Genomic DNA, 22,116 nt, shown 5'->3' on the forward strand with positions numbered 1-22,116 from the left:
GGTGTCACTGCTCGCACCGCATGCCCCGGGACTCGGGCAGCGCCTTGACGATCCAGGAGCGGTCCCGGGCGATCTCCTGCTCCCCCGTCGTCCAGATGTCGGGCGTCGAGGCACGCCGCTGGATGGCGACCAGCACCTCGTCCCCCCGGTGCAGCCGCGGGTCGACGTCCTCGTCCATCAGGAAGGTGACCTCCTTCTCGCCCGTGGCCGGCTTGTAGTAGTGGAAGACGTCCAGGGTGATGCGGTCCTGCGCCGTGCCGGGGACGGCGGCCACCTTGGTGACCGTGCCCTCCGCGATGAGCCGGGAGCACGCGATGTAGCCGGGGGCGCTGAGCGAGGCCGTGCTGCCGCTGTCCGCCTTGGCACCCGCGGCGCTCTTCTCGTCCGCCCCGCCCGCTCCGCCCTGCGTGGCCAGCCAGCCCAGCCCGAGGACCATCGAGGCCACCGCGGCCGCGGCCAGGCCGACGGCCCCGACGACGAGCGCCCGCCGGTACCCGGAGCGCCTGCCCGGAGTGCCTCCAGGGCGCCCGTCGCCCGACCTCCGCGGCCCCCGGGGCCGCCCGGCGCCCCTGGGGCCGCGGAACCCGCGGGCGGGCTCGGCCGTCCTCCCGGCGTCCGCCAGCGCGTCCCCGATGACGACCAGTTGCTCCCGGAGCACGTCCACGTCCGCCACGGCCGCCCCGTGCTCGGCCATGAACAGGACGTCGTAGCGAGCGCCCTCGGGCAGTTCGTCGCCCGTGATCGCGGCCGTCAGCGCGTCCACACCTTCGTACTCGGCCACGTCACACCACCTCGTCCTCGTGCAGGCGGGCGCGCAGCGCGCGGACCGCCGTGTGCAGCCTGCTCTTGACCGTGCCCTCGGGTATGCCGAGCTCGTCGGCGATGTCCCGCACCGGCAGGTCGGCGTAGAACCGCAGGACGAGGACCTGGCGCTGGGCGTCGGGCAACTCGTCCAGGCCCTGGGCGACGGCCAGCGAGAGCACGCTGGACTCCTCGTCCGAGGGCTGCGCCGGCTGGCGCAGCGAGGCGAGCCGCTCCCCCAGCCGCTCCTGCCGGCGTTTGGCCCGGTGCCAGTCCATCGCGAGGTTCGAGGCGACGACCGCCGCCCACGCCGACACGTCGCGCGGCGCCTCGTCCCCCTTGGCGGCCCGCTCCAGCAGCCGCAGCCGGACCTGCTGTACCCCGTCCGGCAGGTCCGCCTGCGGCACACCGCCGAGCGCGAGCACCGCCCGCACCCGGCGTTCCTGCGTCGCGTCCAGGGGATCGTCCGCCCCCGGTGCCCTGCGTGGCTTTCTGCGCAGCACAGCCACCCCTCCCCTCCCCGCGTCCCCTCTACGACGCCGGGGCGGGTGAAAACGTTCGGCCGCGTTCGAGGCGTACGTCACACCGGGCCCGGATCGAGGACCGGGACGCACCGTACGGCTTGCGGCCGCCCCGTGTCGCCGGGCGATTTCTTCGTACCCGGGCGCCCGGCCGCCGCAGGATCGGGCCCCCGCGCGCGGGCGGGCGCGTCCCACGCTGTGAGCCGCGCGACGAAAGGATTGGACACGCGGGCCCGGGTGAGACGCATGATGGAAGCGCTGGACCACGAAGAACGCACGTCAAGGGAGTCGCCGTGAGGGTCGGAATCGTCGGAGCCACCGGTATGGTCGGCACAGCCATGCGCAAGATCCTCGTCGAGCGGGACTTCCCGGTCGAGGAGCTGCGTCTGTTCGCCTCGGCCCGTTCGGCCGGGACGGTCGTCGACGGAGTGACGGTGGAGGACGCTTCGACGGCGGACTACTCGGGCCTGGACATCGTGCTGTTCTCGGCGGGCGGAGCCACCTCCAGGGCGCTGGCCGAGAAGGTCGCCTCGCAGGGCGCCGTCGTGATCGACAACTCCTCGGCCTGGCGCAAGGACCCCGAGGTCCCCCTCGTCGTCTCCGAGGTGAACCCGCACGCGATCGCCGACCGCCCCAAGGGCATCATCGCCAACCCGAACTGCACGACGATGGCCGCGATGCCGGTCCTCAAGCCGCTGCACGAGGAGGCGGGCCTGGCGGCGCTCGTCGTCGCCACCTACCAGGCGGTGTCCGGCTCGGGTGTCGCCGGTGTGGCGGAGCTGCACGGCCAGGCGCTGAAGGTCGTCGGCGAGGCCGACGGGCTGACCCACGACGGCGAGGCCGTCGACTTCCCCGAGCCGCAGGTCTACAAGCGCCCCATCGCCTTCAACGTGCTCCCCCTCGCGGGTTCGATCGTCGACGACGGTCTGAACGAGACGGACGAGGAGCAGAAGCTGCGCAACGAGTCGCGCAAGATCCTGGAGATCCCCGCCCTCAAGGTCTCCGGCACCTGTGTCCGCGTCCCGGTGTTCTCCGGCCACTCCCTCCAGGTGAACGCCCGCTTCGACCGCCCGATCTCCGCCGAGCGCGCCACCGAGCTCCTCGGCGGCGCCCCGGGTGTCGTCCTGTCGGACATCCCGACCCCGCTCCAGGCCGCGGGCAAGGACGCCTCGTACGTCGGCCGCATCCGGCCGGACGAGACGGTCGAGCACGGCCTCGCGCTCTTCATCTCCAACGACAACCTCCGCAAGGGTGCCGCGCTGAACGCGGTCCAGATCGCGGAGCTGGTGGCGGCCGAGCTGAACGAGGGCTGACGCCCGCGTCCACGGCCCGCCCCCTGCCGGGCGCGCGCCCACCGCACGCCCGAGGGGGCGGGCACCGGCCGGTGCCCGCCCCCTCGGGGTATGTCCGTTCCCTCTCCTAGGCGGTGGCCGCCGCCGCGTCCGCCGCCTGCGCCTTCAGGGCCCGCTCGACGCCCGAGCGGGACTCCGAGACGAGGCGCCGCAGGGCGGCGTTGGGCTCGGCCGAGGCCAGCCAGGAGTCCGTCTTGGCGAGGGTCTCCTCGGCGATGTGGATGCCCGGGTAGAGGCCGGTCGCGATCTGCTGGGCGATCTCGTGCGAGCGGGCGTCCCAGATCTCCTTGACCACGGAGAAGTACTTGTCCGTGTACGGGGCGAGCAGCTCACGCTGGTCGGCCTGCACGAAGCCGCCGATGACCGCTTCCTGCACGGCGTTCGGGAGCTTGTCGGACTCGACGACCGAGGCCCACGCCTCGGCCTTCGCCTCCGCGGTGGGACGGGCGGCGCGGGCGGTGGCCGCGTGCCGCTCGCCGGCGGCGGTCTTGTCACGCTCGTACTCGGCGGCGATCTCCGCCTCGTCGAAGCGTCCGACGGCCGCGAGCCGCTGCACGAACGCCCAGCGCAGCTCGGTGTCGACGGCGAGGCCCTCGATGGTCTCGCGGCCTTCGAGCAACGCCTCCAGGAGGTCGAGCTGCTCCGGGGTGCGGGCGGTCGCCGCGAAGGCGCGGGCCCAGGCGAGCTGGTGGTCGCCGCCGGCCTCGGCCGCGCGCAGGTGGGCGAGCGTCGCGTCCGTCCAGCGGGTCAGCAGCGCCTCGCGGGCGGCCGGGTCGGCGTACAGCTCGATCGCGAGCTTCACCTGGCGGTGCAGCGACTGCACGACACCGATGTCGGACTCCTTGCCGATGCCGGACAGCACCAGGGCCAGGTAGTCGCGGGCGGCGAGTTCCGCGTCGCGGGTCATGTCCCAGGCCGAGGCCCAGCACAGGGCGCGCGGCAGGGAGGACTCGAAGTCGCCGAGGTGCTCGGTGACGAAGGCGAGGGAGTCCTCGTCGAGGCGGACCTTGGCGTACGACAGGTCGTCGTCGTTGAGCAGGATCACGGCGGGGCGGCGCTTGCCGACGAGCTGCGGTACGGCGGTCAGCTCGCCGTCCACGTCCAGCTCGACACGCTCGTCCCGGACGAGCTTGCCGCTGTCGGCGTCGAGCTCGTACAGGCCGACCGCGATGCGGTGCGGGCGCAGCGTCGGCTCGCCCTGGGCGCCCGCGGGCAGTGCCGGGGCCTCCTGGCGGACGGCGAAGGAGGTGATGACGCCGTGGGCGTCGGTCTCGATCTCGGGCCGCAGGATGTTGATGCCGGCGGTCTGGAGCCACTTCTGCGACCAGGTGCCGAGGTCGCGTCCGGAGGTCTCCTCCAGGGCGCCGAGCAGGTCGGACAGGCGCGTGTTCCCGAAGGCGTGGGCCTTGAAGTACGCCTGGACGCCGCGGAAGAACTCGTCCATGCCGACGTAGGCGACGAGCTGCTTGAGGACGGAGGCGCCCTTGGCGTACGTGATGCCGTCGAAGTTGACGAGCACGTCGTCGAGGTCGCGGATCTCGGCCATGATCGGGTGGGTGGAGGGCAGCTGGTCCTGCCGGTACGCCCACGTCTTCATGGAGTTGGCGAAGGTGGTCCAGGAGTGCGGCCACCGGCTGTCGGGGTGGTAGGCCTGACAGGCGATGGAGGTGTAGGTGGCGAACGACTCGTTCAGCCACAGGTCGTTCCACCACTCCATGGTCACGAGGTCGCCGAACCACATGTGGGCCAGCTCGTGCAGGATGGTCTCGGCGCGCAGCTCGTAGGCGGCGTCGGTGACCTTGGAGCGGAAGACGTACTGGTCGCGGATGGTGACCGCGCCCGCGTTCTCCATGGCGCCCGCGTTGAACTCGGGCACGAAGAGCTGGTCGTACTTGCCGAACGGGTAGGCGTAGTCGAACTTCTCCTGGAACCAGTCGAAGCCCTGCCGGGTGACCTCGAAGATCGCGTCCGAGTCGAGGAACTCGGCGAGCGAGGGACGGCAGTAGATGCCGAGCGGCACGGTCTGCCCGTCCTTCTCGTACACGCTGTGCACGGAGTGGTACGGGCCGACGATCAGCGCGGTGATGTACGTCGAGATCCGCGGCGTCGGCTCGAAGACCCAGACGTCGTCCTTGGGCTCCGGGGTCGGCGAGTTGGAAATGACCGTCCAGCCAGTCGGTGCCTTCACCGTGAACTGGAAGGTGGCCTTGAGGTCGGGCTGCTCGAAGGACGCGAAGACGCGCCGGGCGTCCGGCACCTCGAACTGGGTGTAGAGGTAGGCCTGCTGGTCGACGGGGTCGACGAACCGGTGCAGGCCCTCACCGGTGTTGGTGTAGGCGCAGTCGGCGACGACGCGCAGGACGTTGCGCCCCTCCAGGAGTCCGGGCAGCGCGATCCGCGAGTCCTCGAAGACCTCGGCCGCGTCGAGCGCGTCGCCGTTGAGGGTGACTTCGTGGACGGCCGGGGCGACCAGGTCGATGAAGGACTCCGCGCCGCTCTCGGCGGAGTCGAAGCGCACCGTGGTCACGGACCGGTAGGTGCCGCCCTCCTGCGCGCCGGAGAGGTCGAGTTCGACCTCGTACGAGTCAACGGTGAGCAGCTTCGCCCGCTGCTGCGCCTCTTCGCGGGTCAGGTTTGTGCCAGGCACGCGGTCATCTCCTCGTTATGTGTGGGTTGCGCCATCCTTCCACGGGACCCGCACACAGCGCGATGTCCGTTTCCCGCCGGTGCCGCGCCGTCGCGGGCGTGAGCCTTGGGGCATGACGACGTACAGCGCACGGCCCATCGGCGCGGCCGTTCTGAAGGAGCTCCGCGACACCGACGACGCGGGCCGCCGGCCGGTCCCGCTGACCGACGAGGAGGGCGGGTCCCCCTTGCGGTGCTGTCTGCGCCGCAGCGAGCCCGGAGAGCGCCTCTGCCTGGTCTCCTACGCCCCGTTGCGCCGCTGGGCGGCACGGACCGGCGCGGAGCCGGGTCCCTACGACGAGACGGGCCCGGTCTTCGTCCACGCGGACGCGTGCGCGGGCCCGGCCACGGACGCCCTGCCGTTCACGAACGCCCACCGCACGGTCCGCCGTTATTCGGCCACGGGACGCATCCTGGGCGGACGGCTGGTGGAGACACCGTCCGGCACACCGTCCTCGTCCGGCGAGGCGTTCACGGAGGCGTTCGCGGAGGCGTTCGCGGATCCCGAGGTGGCGCTGGTGCACGTACGGGCGGTGGAGTACGGCTGCTTCCTGTACGAGGTGCGGCGGGGCTGAGGGCGGCGGGGTCCCGGGAAACACGTCGAGGGAGTCCGCGTACCCGTGGGTGCGCGGACTCCCTCGACGGAGAGTCGGTGTGCGGGGCTCAGCCCTGCTTCGGCTGCTTGTGGGACTTGTCCAGGACCATCACGAGGGCCGTGATGCCCGCGAACAGCACGAGCGGCAGCGCGACGTAGAGGCCGAGGGTCTCGATCACGCTCAGGCCGGACCCGGGGTCGTCGCCGTCGTCGCGGCTGAGCGCGAGCGCGGGGGACGACATGAGCAGCATCATCAGCGTCGTGCCGGCCGCCAGGGCACCGGCGCGCAGGGCGTTCTTCTTGTCCACGGTGCAAACGTAGCGAACACCCGGCGGGGCCGCGCGCCCGGGGTGCCGTACGGAGGTCACGGGGCCCGGGGCGGCTGTCGCGGAGGGCTCCCGGAGTCGTCCGCGCGGTCGCCGCTCTCCGCCCGCACCACGTCGACGAGGGCGTGCAGCCGGGGCGAGGCGGCCAGTTCCTCCAGGGTCACGGGGCGGCCCTCGGCGTCGGCGACGGGCAGCCGCCAGTTGGGGTACTCGTCCCAGGTGCCCGGGAGGTTCTGCGGGCGGCGGTCGCCGACGGCGTCCGGGAGCCAGACGCCGATCAGCCGGGCCGGGGTGCGCAGCAGGAAGCGGTGCACGGCCTGGATCTCGGCCTCCTCCACCGAGGCGGGCGCCCCGCCGCTCGGTCCGCGCAGCAGCCCGAGCCGGGAGAGCAGCGCCAGCCACTCCCGGACGTCCGTGGCGGCGGCCGCCCGTTCCTCGTCGAGGGAGCCGGTCAACAGGCCGAGCCGGTCGCGGAGTTCGACGTGCTCGCCGGTGAACCGGGCCGCGGTGGACGGCAGGTCGTGGGTGGTGGCGGTGGCCAGGCAGTCGGCGCGCCAGGCCTCGGGCGGCAGGGGCAGGCCGTCCCCGTCCCAGTCGCGTTCGAACCACAGCACAGAGGTGCCGAGCACGCCGCGTTCCTGGAGCTTCTCGCGCACCCCGGGTTCGACGGTGCCGAGGTCCTCGCCGATGACCAGCGCTCCGGCCCGCGAGGCCTCCAGGACGAGGATCGCCAGCATCGCCTCGGCGTCGTGGCGGACGTAGGAGCCCTCGGTGGGCGGCTTTCCCTCGGGGATCCACCAGAGCCGGAACAGGCCCATGACGTGGTCGATGCGCAGGGCGCCCGCGTGGCGCAGGAGCGCGCGCAGCAGCCGGCGGTAGGGGGCGTAGCCGGAGGCGGCGAGCCGGTCGGGCCGCCAGGGCGGCAGGCCCCAGTCCTGGCCGCGCGCGTTGAAGGCGTCCGGGGGCGCGCCGACGGACATGCCGGCGGCGAAGTACTCCTGCTGGGCCCAGGCGTCGGCCCCGTCGGGGTGGACGCCGACGGCGAGGTCGTGCACGAGGCCGATGGACATGCCCGCGTCGCGCGCGGAGCGCTGGGCGCGGGCGAGCTGGCCCTCGGTGAGCCAGGCGAGCCGGCTGTGGAAGTCGACGCGGTCCATGAGTTCGGCCCGTGCGCGGACGGTCGCGGAGGAGCGGGGGTCGCGCAGCGCCACGGGCCAGTTCCGCCAGTCGGAGCCGTGCACCTCGGCGAGCGCGCACCAGGTGGCGTGGTCCTCCAGTGCCCGGCCCTCCTCGGCGAGGAAGTCGGCGTACGCGGCCTGCCGTCCGGGCCCGAGCGGCACGTCACGCACCGCCGCGAGCGCCTCGCGCTTGAGCTCCCAGACGGCGTCGCGGTCGATGAGGGCGCCCTTGCGCAGAACGGAGTCGCGCAGCCGTCCGGCGCGCTCCCGCAGTGCGCGCAGCCGGTCCTGGTCCTCGGCGTAGGGGTATTCGGGGATGTCCTCGACGCGCAGGTGGACCGGGTCGGGGAAGCGGCGGGAGGAGGGCCGGTACGGGGAGGGGTCGGTGGGCTTGCCGGGGACGGCCGCGTGCAACGGGTTGACCTGGACGAATCCGGCGCCGAGCGCCCGCCCCGCCCAGGCGGTCAGCTCGGCGAGGTCGCCGAGGTCGCCCATGCCCCAGGAGTGGCGGGAGAGCAGGGAGTAGAGCTGGACGAGCAGGCCGTGGGCGCGGCCGGGCGGCGCGGGCAGCCGGGTGGGGGCGACGACGAGGTGGGCTTCGGCGGCGCGGCCGTCGGGGGCGGTGGCATGCAGCGTGTGGACGCCGGGCGGGAGGTTCTCGGCGGACGTGCGGGACTCGCCCTGTTCGGTGGTGACGCTCAGGCGGGTGCCGTCCGGCAGGGCGGCGAGCTCGGCGGGCAGGAGGCCGCCCCAGCAGACCAGGGTCGGCGGCAGCAGCCGTCGCGCCGCCTCGGCCTCGTGCAGCGCGAGGGCGGCCAGGACGGCCTCCGGGGTGCTCGCGTCGACGCCGAGCGACGCCAGGATCGCCACGAGCGCGGTGTCCGGCGCCGCGACCGTGCGGCCGGGGGACGGGCTGTACTCGGGGGCGACGCCGTGCAGTTCGGCGAGCTGGGACAGGGGCGTCCGCGGCGCCGGCCCGGATGCCGTCCGCGGCGGGTCGGCGGGCCCGGTGGGTGCCATCAGGCCCCCGACGCGGCGCCGGTCGAGGTGGGCTCGCTCGTCAGGTGCGCGGCGTCCGCGAGCGGCGGCTCACTGGTCAGCGGCTCGGCGTCGGGCAGCGGGGGTTCGCTGGTCAGCGGGGCCGCGGAGCAGACGCTTTCCGAGCCGAGCGGGCACGGGTGGACGTCCTCGGGCTCGGCGGACGCACGGCCCGCGCGCGGGCCGGGAACGGCCGCCTCCGCCGCGCGTTCGGACAGGGCCGTCAGGAGCAGGTGTGCCGATGCGGCCACGAGGGCCTCCTTGTCGAGGTCGGATACGGCGACCGGGGGCATTCCGGTGGTTCGTGCCGGAAACGGATGCCCCGGGCGGTCATCGCAGCCCTACCCCGTGGGCGCGACGGCAGACGTTCACGGACGGACAACGTGCTCCTGGTCACATTCCGTCGCCGTCCCGAGAGGGCGGGCCGCGCCTCCAGGCTGGGGTAATCCCGGCACTTCGGCCACTCTCGTTGACACCCTCACCACCCGAATGGTGGGCTCGACGGCACACCGAAGCCGCAGCCGGGGTGGCGGGCTACGAGGGGGAACCGTGCGACTCGGGCGTGGAAAAGGAGCGGCCGCACTGGCGTTCGCCGTGGTCGCGAGCACGTTCGTCACGGCCCCCGCGGCCCTCGCGGCTCCCCCTGGCCCGGCGGCCTCCGCGGGCGACCGCGAGCCCGCCGGGAGCACGGGGCCCGCCGTCTGGCCGCGCCCCCAGTCGCTGCGCGCGAACGGCACCCCGGTCACGGTCACGGACGAGGTCGTCCTGGTCACCCCGGCGCCGCGGACGGCCGGCGGCCCGGGCCCGGGCGGCTCGTACGCCCCGGGCGTCCCCCTGAACCCGTACGCCCCCGGCGTGAGCGTCGACGCGTACGCCCCGGACAGCGATCTCGACCCGTACGCCCTCGAAGCGTTGCGCGCGCTGCTGCGGCGGGCCGGCGCGCGCACGATCACGACGGCGCGCGACGGTGACGCGCTCCCCGCGCGCGCCCTGGTGGTGCGTCTGGGGACGGACGCGGCGGACACCGGCGGGCGGGGCGCGGGACCCTTCGGCTTCACGAGCGCCGCTACGGACCCCCTTGAGCGGGCGCTCACGGCGCTCGGCGCGGCGCCCCGCGCCGACCTCCCCTCCGGCGGCTACCGGCTGGCCGTCGGCCGCGCCGACGGCCGGGACACGGTCGCGCTCGCGGGAGTCGGCGAGGACGGCCTGTTCCACGGAGTGCAGACCCTCGGCCAGCTCCTCGGTGCCGACGGCCGGATCGCCGGGGCCGTCGTCCGCGACTGGCCCGGCACCGCCGCGCGGGGCGTCACCGAGGGGTTCTACGGCAGCCCGTGGACGCCCGAACAGCGGCTCGCGCAGCTCGACTTCATGGGCAGGACCAAGCAGAACCGCTATGTGTACGCCCCCGGTGACGACCTCTTCCGGCAGGCGCGCTGGCGCGAGCAGTACCCGGCCGGGGAGCGGGCCCGCTTCCGGGACCTGGCGGAACGGGCGCGCCGCAATCACGTCACGCTGACCTGGGCGGTCGCCCCGGGACAGGCGATGTGCTTCTCCTCGGACGCCGACGTGCGGGCCCTGACGCGCAAGCTCGACGCCATGTGGGCGCTCGGGTTCCGCTCCTTCCAGCTCCAGTTCCAGGACGTCAGCTACACCGAGTGGCACTGCGACGCGGACGCGGACGTGTTCGCCTCCGGGCCCGAGGCGGCGGCGAAGGCGCAAGCCCGCGTGGCGAACGCCGTGGCCCGGCATCTCGCCGCCCGTCACCCGGAGGTGGCCGCGCTGTCCCTGATGCCGACGGAGTACTACGAGGACGGCTCGACCGACTACCGCCGGAAGCTGGCGAGTGCCCTGGACGACGGCGTCGAGGTCGCCTGGACCGGTATCGGCGTCGTGCCGAAGACCATCACCGGAGGCGAACTGGCGCGCACCCAGGCGGTGTTCGGCAGCCACCGGCTCGTCACCATGGACAACTACCCCGTCAACGACTACGCGCAGGACCGGGTGTTCCTCGGCCCGTACCAGGGGCGCGAGCCGGCGGTGGCCGCGGGCTCGGCGGCGCTGCTCGCCAACGCGATGCCCCAGGCGGAGGCCTCCCGCATCCCGCTGTTCACGACGGCCGACTACGCGTGGAACCCGCGGGACTACCGGCCCCAGGAGTCCTGGGAGGCCGCCATCGAGGATCTGGCGGGCGGGGACGCCCGGGACGCGGACGCGCTGCGCGCGCTGGCCGGCAACGAGGCGTCCTCCGTCCTCGGCGGCGAGGAGTCGGCGTACCTGCGCCCGCTCATCGAGGCGTACCGGCGGGCGAGGACGGGCACGGACCGGGCCGCGGGCGAACGGGCGGCCCAGCGGCTGCGCGCCGCGTTCACGGTGATGCGCGAGACGCCCGAGCGGCTGGCCGGCCGCCCGGTCGCCACCGAGGTGAAGCCCTGGACCGAGCAACTGGCGCGCTACGGCGAGGCCGGCGAGACGGCCGTCGCGCTGCTCGAGGCCCAGGCGAGGGGCGACGCGACGGCGGCGTGGACGGCGTACCGCACGCTGAACCGGCTGCGCGGCGAACTCGCGGCGAGCGGGGTGAAGGTCGGCACGGGCGTGCTCGACCCTTTCCTGACGCGGGCCCGGACGGCGTACGAGAAGTGGGCGGGCCTCGGCAACGAGTCCTCCACGGGACACGGCACCCCGAAGGCCCCCGGCGGGACGGGGACCGGCGGCGGAGGCACCGCGGACGCGGGCGGACGGGGCGACGGCGGAGCGGCCGGCGACGGGGCCGCGACGGGCGACGGCCCGGCGGAGGACGGCGCGAAGGCGGACGGCGGCGGGCGGGACGGCCGCGAGGTGCTGCTCCCGCGCCCCCGCACCCTCACCGACGTCAGCGTGCTCACCGACCCCGGCGCGACGGGCTTCGTCGAGGCACGCGTGCCGGGCGAGGGCTGGCGGTTCCTCGGCGCCCTCAGCGCCGGGGGCGCGACGGAGCTCGGCGCGGCGGAGATCGGCGCGGCGGGCGTGCGCGTGGACGCGCTGCGGGTCGTCGGACCCGGGCGTTCCCAGGTCCGCCATCTGGTGCCGTGGTTCGCCGACACGCCCGCCGCCGCACTGGACCTGGCCCGCTCCACCACGGACGTGGAGATCGGCGGCACGGAGCGGATCACGGCCCGGCTGACGTCCTTGCGCCCGACCGGCGTCCGCGGCGAGCTGACCGCGCGGGCCCCCGAGGGCATCCGGGTCAAGGTCTCGCGGCCCTCGCCGACCCTGGCGCGCGGAGCGGTGGTCGACAGCCTCGTGGAGGTCACGGTCCCGGCCGGCACGCCGTCGGGCACGTACGAGGTGACGGTCGCCTTCGGGGCGCAGACCCGCACCCTGACCGTCCGCGCCTTCCCGCGCACGGCGGGCCCCGACCTCGCCCGCACCGGCACCGCCTCCTCGTCCGCCGACGAGACCCCCGACTTCCCGGCCCCGGCGGCCAACGACGGCGATCCGGCGACCCGTTGGTCCTCGCCCGTGGACGACGGCGCCTGGTGGCAGGTGCGGTTCGCCGAGCCGGTGCGCCTCGGCCGGCTCGTGCTGACCTGGCAGGACGCCCACCCGTCCGCTTACCGCGTCCAGGTCTCCGCCGACGGACGCGTGTGGCGCACGGCGACGACCGTGACGGACGGCCGCGGCGGCCGCGAATCGCTCCGCTTCGACGAACACGACGTCCGCTACGTGCGCGTCCAGGGGATGCGCCGGGCCACGGCGTACGGGTACTCACTGTGGTCGGCGGAGGCCTACGCGGTCGCGGACTGACACCGCTCCCGCCGGTTCCCCTTCGGTCCTCGTTGCTCCTCACCGGGTCCCGACGCTCCTCCCCGGCGGTCCTCGCCGGGGACCCGGCACTCACCCTGGCGGCTCCCGGGCGCTTCGGCGGCTCCCGGGCGCTTCGGCGACTCGCGGGGCTTCCGCGAAGCGCGGGGTTTCCTGGATGCGCGGCGGGCTTTTTCGGCTCCGGCTATTCACTCAGTACATATCTTGAGTGCATACTGATCTTCATGAGCACCCGTCACATCCTGTTGGGGCTGCTCGCCGGAGGGCCCAGCCATGGGTACGACCTCAAGCGACGGCACGACGAACGTTTCCCGCAGGCCCGGCCGCTGGCGTACGGGCAGGTGTACACGACCTTGCAGCGGCTGGTCCGCGACGGTCTCGCCGCGATCGACGGCACCGACTCGGACGGAGGCCCCGAGCGGACCCTGTACCGCTCGACCGGCGAAGGATCGCTCGAACTGACCCGCTGGGCGGGCGAGATCGCGCCGCCCGCGCCCTTCGTGACGAACGAGATCTTCGCCAAGGTCGTCGTCTCGATCCTCGCCTCGGCGGACCCGGCCGGCTATCTGCGGGCGCAGCGCGCCGCGCACATGGCGCGGATGCGCGAGCTCACGGCGGTGAAGACCGCACCCGGCGCGGGTCTCGCGACCGTCCTGTCGGCCGACTACGCCCTCAACCACCTCGACGCCGATCTCCGTTGGATGACGACGACGGCGGCCCGGCTCACCACCCTGACCGCGGAGGTCGACACAGCATGAGCACCCCCCTTCTGACCGCCAGGGACCTGGTCAAGGCCCACGGCCCGAACCAGGCGCTACGCGGCGCCTCGCTGGACCTGAGCGCGGGCGAGGTCCTCGCCGTCACCGGGGCCAGCGGGAGCGGGAAGTCCACCCTGCTCCACTGTCTGGCGGGCATCGTCAGGCCGGACGGCGGAACCGTGGAGTACGGGGGCGAGCGCCTCGACCTGCTCCCCGAGAAGCGGCTCGGCGAGCTGCGCCGCACGGACTTCGGCGTGGTCTTCCAGTTCGGTCAGCTCATCCCCGAGCTGACCGCGGCCGACAACGTGGCCCTGCCCCTGCTGCTCGCGGGCGCCTCCCGCGCGGCGGCACGCGAGCGGGCGGGCGAGTGGCTGGAGCGGTTCGGTGTACGGGGCCAGGAAGCGCTGCGGCCCGGTGAGATGAGCGGCGGCCAGGCCCAGCGGGTGGCCCTGGCGCGAGCCCTGGTCACGGACCCGAAGGCCGTCTTCGCGGACGAGCCGACCGGCGCGCTGGACTCCCTCGCCGGAGAGCAGGTGATGACCGCGTTGATCCACTCCGCCCGCGAGGCCGGCACGGCGGTCCTGCTGATCACGCACGACGCCCAGGTGGCGGCGTACGCGGACCGCGAGGTCTCGCTGCGGGACGGGGTCGTGACCGGCTCCGGCGCCCTGCCGGCGGACCAGGTCTCCCTGACCGCGGGGGAGGCCCGATGAGGACCGACCTGCGGATCGCCCTGCTCCTGACCCGCGGCTCGGACCGGCGCGAGGGGTGGCGGGTCGCGCTGACGGCCGTCGGGGCGGCCCTGGCCACCGGCCTCTGCCTGGCCGCCGTCGCCATCGCCGCGCTCCGGGGCCAGTACTCCATCCCCCTCGCCCACGGGCTGCTCGGCCAGCCGGGCCAGCGGGCGGGCGCGGTCCTCACCCTGCTGCTCCTGCTGGTGCCGGTCTTCGGTTTCCTCGGGCAGTGCGCCCGTGTCGGGGCCGTGCACCGCGACCGGCGCCTCGCCGGGCTGCGCCTCGCGGGGGCCGGCCCCGCGCAGGTGCGGCGGATCGCCGCCCTGGAGGCGGGTCTCGCGTGCCTGGTCGGCTCGGCCGTCGCCACCGCCGTCTCCGCCGAGGTCCTGCAGCGCCAGTGGCAGAGTCCGTCGGCCGTCGTCTGGGCCGGCTTCGCCGCGGTCGCGCTCGCCGTGCCCGTGCTGGGTGCGCTGGTGAGCGCGCTCGCCCTGCGCCGGGTGGTGACCTCGCCGCTCGGCTGGGTGCGCCGGGTGCGCCCGGACGCCGGACGACGTCCGGGTCTCGCCGTCCTCGCGGCCGCTCTCGTGATGCTTCTCACCGGGATCGTGCTCGCTCCGCGCGGCCACGGCGGGCTCGGAACCGCTCCGGTGCTCGTCTTCGGCGTGGTGATTCTCACGGGCCTCGGAGCCGTCTGGGCCGTCGGAGCGAGCGCCCGGTTCACCGGCCGCGTGCTCGCGGAGCGGACCGGGGACCCGGCGGTCCTGATCGCGGCCGAGCGGCTGCGGGACGATCCCTGGGCGGGCGCCCGCACCCATGCGGCGGTGCTGCTGGTGACCGTCGTGGGGACGGGCTTCGTCGGCGTGCGCCAGGTGTTGCTCCACATGTTCGAAGGGCATGACCGTGACGAGTTCGCCACGGACCCGGCCTTCTACACCACCGGTATCGACCTCACGGGCGCCGCGATCCTGGTCGCCCTCGCCATCGCCCTGTCCGCGCTGGCCGTGGGGACCGCGGAATCACTGGCCACCCGCCGCCGCGGTCTCGCCGCGCAGACCGCCGCCGGGGTGCCGCGGGCGGTCCTCGGCCGCGCCCTGATCCTGGAGACGGCCCTGCCGCTCGCCCCGGCGATCGCGCTGGCCGGCGTCGGCGGTCTCGGGATCGGTTTCTGGTACGGACAGCTCGCGGGCGACGGATTCGTGCCGGTGCTGCCGCTGGTCGTCCCCGTGCTCGTCTACGCGGCCTGTGTGCTGGCCGCGGCCACGTCGCTGCCCCTGCTGCGCCGCTCGGTGCACCCCGCGGAGCTGCGTCACGTGTGACCGGGCCCCGCGGGCGGGGCCGAGGGCCCGTGGGGCATGCGGGCCCGGCGCCGCCCGGCGGGCGGGCGGCGCCGGGCAAGCCGGAGTGCCCGTGCGGCACGGGTGCCGGCGGCCGGGAGGCACGGGGGTCCTCCCGACGCCGGAGGCGGTGACGGCCGGGGGCGGCGCCGCCAACGCGAAGGCCCGGATCGTCAGGCTGAGATGCCGTCGATCCGGGCCATGGCGTCGTCCGCGCCGTACGGTTGCAGGTAGGGCATCCAGCGCGGGTCCCTGTGCCCGGTTCCGATGATGCGCCAGGCGAGCCCCGTCGGCGGGGCGGGTTTGTGGCGCAGGCGCCAGCCGATCTCGACCAGGTGCCGGTCGGCCTTGGTGTGGTTGCAGCGGCGGCAGGACGCCACCACGTTGTCCCAGGCGTGCTGACCCCCGCGGGAGCGCGGGATGACGTGGTCGACGCTGGTTGCGACGCCACCGCAGTACATGCACCGGCCGCCGTCGCGGGCGAACAGAGCTCGCCTGGTCAGCGGGACGGGCCCTCGGTAGGGAACCCGTACGAACCTCTTCAGCCGGACCACGCTGGGTGCGGGGACAGTAACGGTCGCGCTGTGCATGAAGGCGCCGGATTCCTCGAGACAGACGGCTTTGTTCTCGAGGACGAGGACGAGCGCGCGGTGGAGCGGTACGACGCCGAGCGGCTCGTACGACGCGTTGAGGACCAGGACATGCGGCACGGATGCCTCCTTGTACGCCGGCGGCGCGTGGCTCGCGCCGGGACGATCTGCAGTCAGTCTCCCCTCATGCCTGGTGACGGCGCCACCATGTCCCGGTAACGGGCTGGGAGTGTTTTCGACCACACCCCCTACATCCCCAGGTGAGCACGGTCTCTCCCCCGAAGATGACAACGATCCACACACGATGCCCCGTTAGTGTGGTGGTTCTGCCCGGACGGCACCCCCTCCCATGTCCCCCGCCGCGGGCAGACCGCTACGCCTGGAGGTACCCGCTGTGTCCCTGCCCGTCCTATCGGCCCTGGCCGCCGGTCCGGCCCCGTCGCCGTCCCCCTCGACGACCGGTTCGGTGACCCCCACGCTTCAGGACGCCCAGGAGAAGGCGACCCACGCGGCGAGCTGGGTCGAGGAGAACTGGTCGACCTGGCTGGCCATAGGTCTGCGCGTCCTGCTGGTGGTGGTGATCGCGGCGATACTGAGAGTGTTCGTGCGCCGGGCGATCACCAAGCTCATCGACCGGATGGGCCGCACCGCCGAGGCCGTCGACGGCACGGCGCTCGGCGGTCTGCTGGTGAACGTGGAGCGCCGCCGTCAGCGCTCCCAGGCCATCGGCTCGGTCCTGCGTTCCGTCGCGTCCTTCCTGATCATGGGCACGGCCGCGCTGATGATCCTCAGCACGTTCGAGATCAATCTGGCCCCGCTGCTCGCCTCGGCGGGTGTGGCCGGTGTCGCGATCGGTTTCGGCGCCCGCAACCTGGTCACGGACTTCCTCTCCGGCGTCTTCATGATCCTTGAGGACCAGTACGGCGTCGGGGACGTGATCGACGCGGGTGTGGCCTCCGGCGAGGTCATCGAGGTGGGGCTGCGCGTGACCAAGCTCCGCGGCGACAACGGTGAGATCTGGTACATCCGCAACGGCGAGGTCAAGCGCATCGGGAACCTCTCCCAGGGCTGGGCGACGGCCGGTGTGGACGTCACGGTCCGTGCCTCGGAGGACCTGGACCACGTCCGGTCCGTCATCGGCGAGGTCGCCGAGACCATCAGCAAGGAAGAGCCCTGGAACGAGCGTCTGTGGGGCCCGATCGAGATCCTGGGCCTGGACAGCGTCCTCCTCGACTCCATGGTGGTCCGGGTCTCCGCCAAGACGATGCCGGGCAAGGCCCTGTCCGTGGAGCGCGAGCTCCGCTGGCGCATCAAGCGGGCCTTCGACGCCGCGGAGATCCGCATCGTGGGCGGCCCCACCGCGGCGGCGGAGGACGAGCCCGTCGACCCGTCGGCCGCCGTGGCGGCCCCGTCGGTCTTCGCCAACACGGAGTCCGCGCAGTCGGTGGCCACCGCGCCCATCCCGGCCCCGGCTCCGTCGAGCGTGCCGAAGTAGAGCCCGACCGTACGAGGAAGGGGGCGGCGCCCGGACTGTTCCGGGCGCCGCCCCCTTCCTCGTACGCCCCCCGGCTTCCCGGACACAACACCCGGACCCGCCGGAACGCTTCAGCACGCTCGTTCGCCGCCCCGTCCCCCCGAGGCCACGTACGACCACGCCCAAGCCAAGCCCCAGACCAGGACCCCGCCCGGCCCGCCACGAGACCGCCCCCGCAGCAGACGGACCCGTCCGCCGCCGGGGCGGTCTCGTGGGTTCCGGGGACTGCTCCGCGGCCCGGACGGCGGCTGCTCTTGACGCCCGCACCCCGTCCGGCCTACTTTCCTCGCACCAGCAATAGGAAACTTTCCTAACAATGATCATGGGTGGACTTCCAGAACGCACCCCTGGGAAGCTGGTCGGTCGAGAAGGGCAGGTGGCGACAGACATGGCAGGATCCGCCGGCACGCCGGGCACCCCGCGCGTCCTGCGCGCGATGAACGACCGTGCCGCCCTCGATCTGCTGCTCGCGCACGGACCGCTCTCGCGGACCCGGATCGGGAAGCTCACCGGGCTGTCCAAGCCCACCGCCTCCCAGCTCCTCGCCCGCTTGGAAGCCGCCGGACTCGTCCTGGCCACCGGCACCAGCGAGGGCCGGCCGGGCCCCAGCGCCCAGCTCTACGAGGTCAATCCGGGCGCCGCCCACGCCGCGGGCCTCGACGTCACCCCCGAGCGTGTCCTCGCCGCCGTCGCCGACATCACCGGCCGCACGATCGGCACGTACGAACTGCCCACCCCCGGCCGCCGTCCGGCCCTGCCCGTCGTCCGCCAGGTCACCGACGCCCTCGACGGCGCGGTGAAGGCCGCCGGGCTCGCCCGGGACGACGTGCGGCGTCTGGTCATCGCGACCCCCGGCGCCTTCGACCCCAACACCGGCCGGCTGCGCTACGCCTCCCACCTGCCCGGCTGGCACTCCCCCACCCTCCTCGACGAACTGGCGGCGGCGCTGCCGATGCCCGTCGAGTACGAGAACGACGTCAACCTCGTGGCCATCGCCGAACAGCGGCTCGGCGCCGCACGGGGGCACGAGGACTTCGTCCTGCTGTGGAACGAGGGCGGTCTCGGCGCCGCCCTGGTCCTCGGCGGCCGGCTGCACCGCGGCTGGACCGGCGGCGCGGGCGAGGTCGGCTTCCTGCCGGTGCCCGGCGCGCCCCTGGTGCGCCAGGTGACCCGGGCCAACAGCGGTGGCTACCAGGAACTCGCCGGCTCCCAGGCCATCCCCGCGCTGGCCCGCGAACTCGGCATCCAGGACCTGCCCTCCGGCCCGTACACCGAGGTCGCGGCCACCCTCGTCGAACGCGCCGCCGCCGTCGAGGCGGGCCCCTACCGGCAGCTCCTGGAGAGGTACGCGACCGGACTCGCCACCGGTCTGGCCTCACTCGTCTCCGTGCTCGACCCCGAACTGGTCGTCCTCAGCGGAGCCTCGCTCACCGCGGGCGGCGAACCGCTGCGCGCCCTGGTCCAGGCCGAACTGGAGGAACTGGCCGCGTCCCGGCCGCGCCTCGTCGTCGGCGACGTCCACGAACACCCCGTGCTGCGCGGGGCGCTGGAGAGCGCCCTGGCGGCCACCCGCGACGAGGTCTTCGACACCTCCCGCTGAGTCCGCACCACCCGCCGCTCCCCTCCTTCCCGAGCCCACACCCCGCCATGTCCCGCCCCGTCCTTCGCAGGGAGATCCCGCCATGCCCGGAATGTCACGAAAGGCGGCCGTCGCACTCGCCGCCTCCGCCTCGATAGCCCTCCTCGCCACCGCCTGTACCGGCCAGTCCGACAGCGGCGGGAGCGACGACGCCTCCAAGGAACAGACGATCAACTTCTGGCACGGCTGGAGCGCCCCGAACGAGGTCGCGGCCGTGAAGTCGCTGGTCGCGGGCTTCGAGAAGGCGCACCCCAACATCCACGTGAACGTCGTCGGCAACATGACCGACGACAAGATCAACCAGGCGCTGCGCGCGGGCGGCGACAAGGCACCGGACGTGGTCTCGTCCTTCACCACCAACAACGTGGGCAAGTTCTGCTCGTCCGGCGCCTTCGTCGACCTGAACCCCTTCTTCAAGAAGGCCGGCATCGACCCGGAGACGACCTTCCCGAAGGCCATGAACGAGTACACCCAGTTCGACGGCAACCGCTGCACGGTGCCGCTCCTCGGTGACGCGTACGGGCTCTACTACAACAAGGACGCCTTCGAGAAGGCCGGCATCGCCTCCCCGCCGAAGACCTGGTCCGAGTTCGAGAAGGACGCGAAGAAGCTCACGATCGCCCAGGGCGACTCGTACTCCCAGCTCGGCTTCATGCCGAACTACCACGGCTGGGAGTCCACCACCGAGCACTACTTCGGGCAGTTCTCGCCGACGTACTTCGACGGTGACGGCAAGTCGAACATCGCCAAGGACCCCGCCTTCACGGCCGGGTTCACCCTCCAGAAGAAGCTCGTCGACGAACTCGGCGGCTTCAAGAAGCTGGAGACCTACCGCTCCAAGCTCGGTGACGAGTGGGGCCCCAAGCACCCCTTCCACACCGGCCAGGTGGCCATGCAGCTCGACGGCGAGTGGCGGCTCGGCATGGCCGAGGAGGCCAAGCCGGACTTCGAGATCGGCGTCGCCCCGCTGCCCGTCCCGGACGACCGGGCCGACCAGTACGGCAAGGGCTACATCACCGGCACGATCGCGGGCATCCCGTCCACCAGCAAGAAGCAGAACACGGCCTGGGAGCTGGTCAAATACATGACCACGAACACGGACGCGGTGGTCGGCTTCGCCAACGACATCCACAACGTGCCCTCGACGCTCGACGCCCTCAAGTCGCCGAAGCTGAAGTACGACCCGCGCTTCAAGACGTTCCTGGACATCGCCTCGAACCCGAACTCGACGACGACCCCGCCGTCCGTCAACGGCGGCACCTACCTCGTGACGATCCAGCAGTTCGGATACGACTACGAGAGCGGCAGGGCCAAGGATCTGAAGGCGGGCCTCGCGGCCACGGCCCAGCAGATCGACACGGACATCGCGCAGGCGAAGTAGCCACAGGACATGAGTACTGTCACGCTCGCCTCGAAGCGCCGCAGGTCGGCGCTGCGGACCCTCGCGTTCATGTCGCCCTGGCTGATCGGCTTCGCCGTCTTCTTCGCCTACCCGCTCATCTCGACCGTCTACTTCTCCTTCATGCACTACGACGGCTTCAGGGCGCCGACGTGGAGCGGGACGCAGAACTGGCGCTACGTCTTCGAGAACTACCCGCTGTTCTGGCCCGCGCTGCGCAACACCCTGTGGCTGGTCCTCGTCATGGTGACCCTGCGGGTGGCCTTCGGGCTCGGCGTCGGACTGCTGATCACGAAGATCAAGACGGGCACGGGGGTCTTCCGGACCCTCTTCTATCTGCCCTACCTCGCCCCGCCGGTGGCCGCCACCATGGCCTTCGCCTTCCTCCTCAACCCCGGTACGGGACCGGTCAACTCGATCCTGGAGAAGGCGGGCATAACGGCCCCCGGCTGGTTCAACGACCCCGCCTGGTCCAAGCCCGCCCTGACCCTGCTGGCCCTGTGGGGCATCGGCGACCTGATGGTCATCTTCATGGCCGCGCTCCTCGACGTGCCCACCGAGCAGTACGAGGCCGCCGAACTGGACGGCGCCTCGGCCTGGCAGCGCTTCCGGTACGTCACCCTGCCGAACATCTCGCCCATCGTGATGTTCGCCGTGGTCACCGGGGTCATCCAGACCATGCAGTACTACACGCAGCCGCTGATCGCGGGAAAGGTCGCCTCCGGGGTCATCCAGGGCGCCGGCACGCAGTTCGAGCCCGGCTACCCCGACAAGTCGACGCTCACCCTGCCCCAGCTCGTCTACAACCTCGGCTTCCAGCGCTTCGACTACGGCTCCGCCTGTGTGGTCGCGCTCGTGCTGTTCGCCCTGTCCATGGTGTTCACCGCGTTCCTGATGCGGCGCCGGGGCGGTCTCATCCAGGCAGGTGACTGACCGATGACCCAAGTACTCGACAAGCCGGTGGAGCTGGCCGCGCAGCTCTCCCCCGCCGAACGCACCGCCCGCCGCAGGGCCCTTCTGGAGTGGGTCGCGGTCCACTCCCTCGGCGTCGCGGCCGCCCTCTTCTTCGTGCTGCCCTTCGTGTTCGTGTTCCTGACCTCGCTCATGAGCGACAGCCAGGCGCTCAGCCGCGACCTGATCCCGCACACCTGGGAATGGGGCAACTACCGGAAGGTCTTCGACACCCCCGGCTTCCTCACCTGGTGGAAGAACACGCTGCTGTACGCGGGCTTCGGCACGGTGCTCACCGTCGTCTCGTCGATCCCCGTCGCCTACGCCCTCGCCAAGTTCCGCTTCCGCGGCCGGAATCTGTCGCTGATGCTGGTCATCTCGATGATGATGCTGCCGCCGCAGGTCGTGATCATCCCCATGTACCTGTTCTGGGCCAAGCAGCTCGACCTGTCCGGCACCCTGTGGCCGCTGATCATCCCGATGGCGTTCGGGGACGCGTTCTCCATCTTCCTGCTGCGCCAGTTCCTGATGACCATCCCGAACGAGTACCTGGACGCCGCCCGGGTCGACGGCTGCGGGGACCTCAGGACGCTGCTGAAGGTCGTCCTGCCGATGGCGAAGCCCGGCATCGCGGCCGTCGCGCTCTTCCAGTTCTTCTACGCCTGGAACGACTACTTCGGCCCCCAGATCTACGCCTCCGAGAACCCCGGCGCCTGGACGCTGAGTTACGGCCTGGAGTCGTTCAAGGGCGCGCACCACACCGACTGGAATCTCACCATGGCCGCGACCGTCCTGGTCATGGCCCCCGTGATCCTCGTGTTCTTCTTCGCGCAGAAGGCGTTCGTCGAAGGCGTCACGCTCACCGGAGTGAAGGGTTAAC

The 22,116-nt window shown here is 72.9% G+C and carries 18 protein-coding genes; 11 read left to right on the top strand and 7 right to left on the bottom strand.

Annotation, left to right across the window (positions count from 1 at the left end; translation table 11 throughout):
* Positions 1 to 4 precede the first annotated feature (4 nt).
* Together ACFYYF_RS24900 and ACFYYF_RS24905 are read right to left on the bottom strand one after the other, a co-directional pair.
* Positions 5 to 781 (bottom strand): hypothetical protein, encoded by a 777-nt coding sequence (locus tag ACFYYF_RS24900; RefSeq protein WP_388779289.1) that lies wholly within the window; start codon positions 779 to 781, stop codon positions 5 to 7.
* A gap of 1 nt (position 782) precedes the next feature.
* Positions 783 to 1,310, bottom strand: a complete 528-nt coding sequence (locus ACFYYF_RS24905) for a sigma-70 family RNA polymerase sigma factor (protein WP_388779291.1) — start codon at positions 1,308 to 1,310, stop codon at positions 783 to 785.
* 305 nt (positions 1,311 to 1,615) lie between these two features.
* Between ACFYYF_RS24905 and ACFYYF_RS24910 the strand changes: the two genes are divergently transcribed.
* Positions 1,616 to 2,635 carry an aspartate-semialdehyde dehydrogenase gene (locus ACFYYF_RS24910; RefSeq protein WP_388779294.1) on the top strand — a complete coding sequence of 340 codons (1,020 nt, stop codon included), beginning with the start codon at positions 1,616 to 1,618 and terminating at the stop codon, positions 2,633 to 2,635.
* Positions 2,636 to 2,741: 106 nt separating this feature from the next.
* Here the strand turns inward: ACFYYF_RS24910 and pepN are convergent, their stop codons facing one another.
* Positions 2,742 to 5,321, bottom strand: a complete 2,580-nt coding sequence (gene pepN, locus ACFYYF_RS24915; protein WP_388779297.1) for an aminopeptidase N — start codon at positions 5,319 to 5,321, stop codon at positions 2,742 to 2,744.
* A gap of 112 nt (positions 5,322 to 5,433) precedes the next feature.
* Here pepN and ACFYYF_RS24920 point away from each other — a divergent pair, with 112 nt between their 5' ends.
* Positions 5,434 to 5,934 (top strand): DUF1203 domain-containing protein, encoded by a 501-nt coding sequence (locus ACFYYF_RS24920; protein WP_388779300.1) that lies wholly within the window; start codon positions 5,434 to 5,436, stop codon positions 5,932 to 5,934.
* 88 nt (positions 5,935 to 6,022) lie between these two features.
* On the opposite strand, the gene ACFYYF_RS24925 is transcribed toward ACFYYF_RS24920, so the two are convergent.
* The 3 genes from ACFYYF_RS24925 to ACFYYF_RS24935 are packed head-to-tail and all read right to left on the bottom strand — an operon-like array spanning position 6,023 to position 8,747.
* On the bottom strand, positions 6,023 to 6,262 hold the full coding sequence (locus ACFYYF_RS24925; RefSeq protein ID WP_361683756.1) for a hypothetical protein: 240 nt from the start codon (positions 6,260 to 6,262) through the stop codon (positions 6,023 to 6,025).
* Positions 6,263 to 6,318: 56 nt separating this feature from the next.
* Complete coding sequence (gene malQ, locus ACFYYF_RS24930; protein ID WP_388779303.1) at positions 6,319 to 8,478, bottom strand: 4-alpha-glucanotransferase; 2,160 nt, start codon at positions 8,476 to 8,478, stop codon at positions 6,319 to 6,321.
* On the bottom strand, positions 8,478 to 8,747 hold the full coding sequence (locus ACFYYF_RS24935) for a hypothetical protein (RefSeq protein ID WP_361683752.1): 270 nt from the start codon (positions 8,745 to 8,747) through the stop codon (positions 8,478 to 8,480). Before ACFYYF_RS24935 ends, malQ begins: the two co-directional genes overlap by 1 nt.
* A gap of 298 nt (positions 8,748 to 9,045) precedes the next feature.
* On the opposite strand from ACFYYF_RS24935, the gene ACFYYF_RS24940 reads away from it, so the two are divergent.
* The 4 genes from ACFYYF_RS24940 (at position 9,046) to ACFYYF_RS24955 (ending at position 15,105) form a co-directional block, all read left to right on the top strand.
* Positions 9,046 to 12,279, top strand: a complete 3,234-nt coding sequence (locus tag ACFYYF_RS24940; protein WP_388779306.1) for a beta-N-acetylglucosaminidase domain-containing protein — start codon at positions 9,046 to 9,048, stop codon at positions 12,277 to 12,279.
* 242 nt (positions 12,280 to 12,521) lie between these two features.
* A complete protein-coding gene (locus ACFYYF_RS24945) occupies positions 12,522 to 13,055 on the top strand; it encodes a PadR family transcriptional regulator (protein ID WP_361683748.1) in 534 nt (177 codons plus the stop codon).
* Positions 13,052 to 13,768, top strand: a complete 717-nt coding sequence (locus ACFYYF_RS24950; RefSeq protein WP_365484074.1) for an ABC transporter ATP-binding protein — start codon at positions 13,052 to 13,054, stop codon at positions 13,766 to 13,768. The genes ACFYYF_RS24945 and ACFYYF_RS24950 overlap by 4 nt, the downstream gene beginning before the upstream one ends.
* The gene (locus tag ACFYYF_RS24955) at positions 13,765 to 15,105 is read left to right on the top strand and encodes an FtsX-like permease family protein (protein WP_388779311.1); all 1,341 of its coding nucleotides are present in this window, start codon (positions 13,765 to 13,767) and stop codon (positions 15,103 to 15,105) included. Before ACFYYF_RS24950 ends, ACFYYF_RS24955 begins: the two co-directional genes overlap by 4 nt.
* Before the next feature lie 191 nt (positions 15,106 to 15,296).
* Here ACFYYF_RS24955 and ACFYYF_RS24960 read toward each other — a convergent pair whose 3' ends face one another.
* Positions 15,297 to 15,833: an HNH endonuclease gene (locus ACFYYF_RS24960; protein ID WP_037618871.1), complete on the bottom strand. Its 537-nt coding sequence runs from the start codon at positions 15,831 to 15,833 to the stop codon at positions 15,297 to 15,299.
* Between the two features lie 229 nt (positions 15,834 to 16,062).
* Between ACFYYF_RS24960 and ACFYYF_RS24965 the strand changes: the two genes are divergently transcribed.
* From ACFYYF_RS24965 to ACFYYF_RS24985, 5 genes are all read left to right on the top strand, one after another.
* A complete protein-coding gene (locus tag ACFYYF_RS24965) occupies positions 16,063 to 17,208 on the top strand; it encodes a mechanosensitive ion channel family protein (protein ID WP_388779315.1) in 1,146 nt (381 codons plus the stop codon).
* A 427-nt stretch (positions 17,209 to 17,635) separates the two neighbouring features.
* Entirely contained in the window at positions 17,636 to 18,847 is a 1,212-nt protein-coding gene (locus tag ACFYYF_RS24970) for an ROK family transcriptional regulator (RefSeq protein ID WP_388779318.1), read from the top strand.
* An 82-nt stretch (positions 18,848 to 18,929) separates the two neighbouring features.
* Positions 18,930 to 20,267: an ABC transporter substrate-binding protein gene (locus ACFYYF_RS24975; protein WP_388779321.1), complete on the top strand. Its 1,338-nt coding sequence runs from the start codon at positions 18,930 to 18,932 to the stop codon at positions 20,265 to 20,267.
* Positions 20,268 to 20,276: 9 nt separating this feature from the next.
* Complete coding sequence (locus ACFYYF_RS24980) at positions 20,277 to 21,218, top strand: carbohydrate ABC transporter permease (protein WP_388779324.1); 942 nt, start codon at positions 20,277 to 20,279, stop codon at positions 21,216 to 21,218.
* Between the two features lie 3 nt (positions 21,219 to 21,221).
* Positions 21,222 to 22,115, top strand: a complete 894-nt coding sequence (locus ACFYYF_RS24985; protein WP_388779327.1) for a carbohydrate ABC transporter permease — start codon at positions 21,222 to 21,224, stop codon at positions 22,113 to 22,115.
* Position 22,116: the final 1 nt, after the last annotated feature.

This window comes from Streptomyces sp. NPDC001914 (genome assembly GCF_042891215.1).
Taxonomy (GTDB): domain Bacteria; phylum Actinomycetota; class Actinomycetes; order Streptomycetales; family Streptomycetaceae; genus Streptomyces.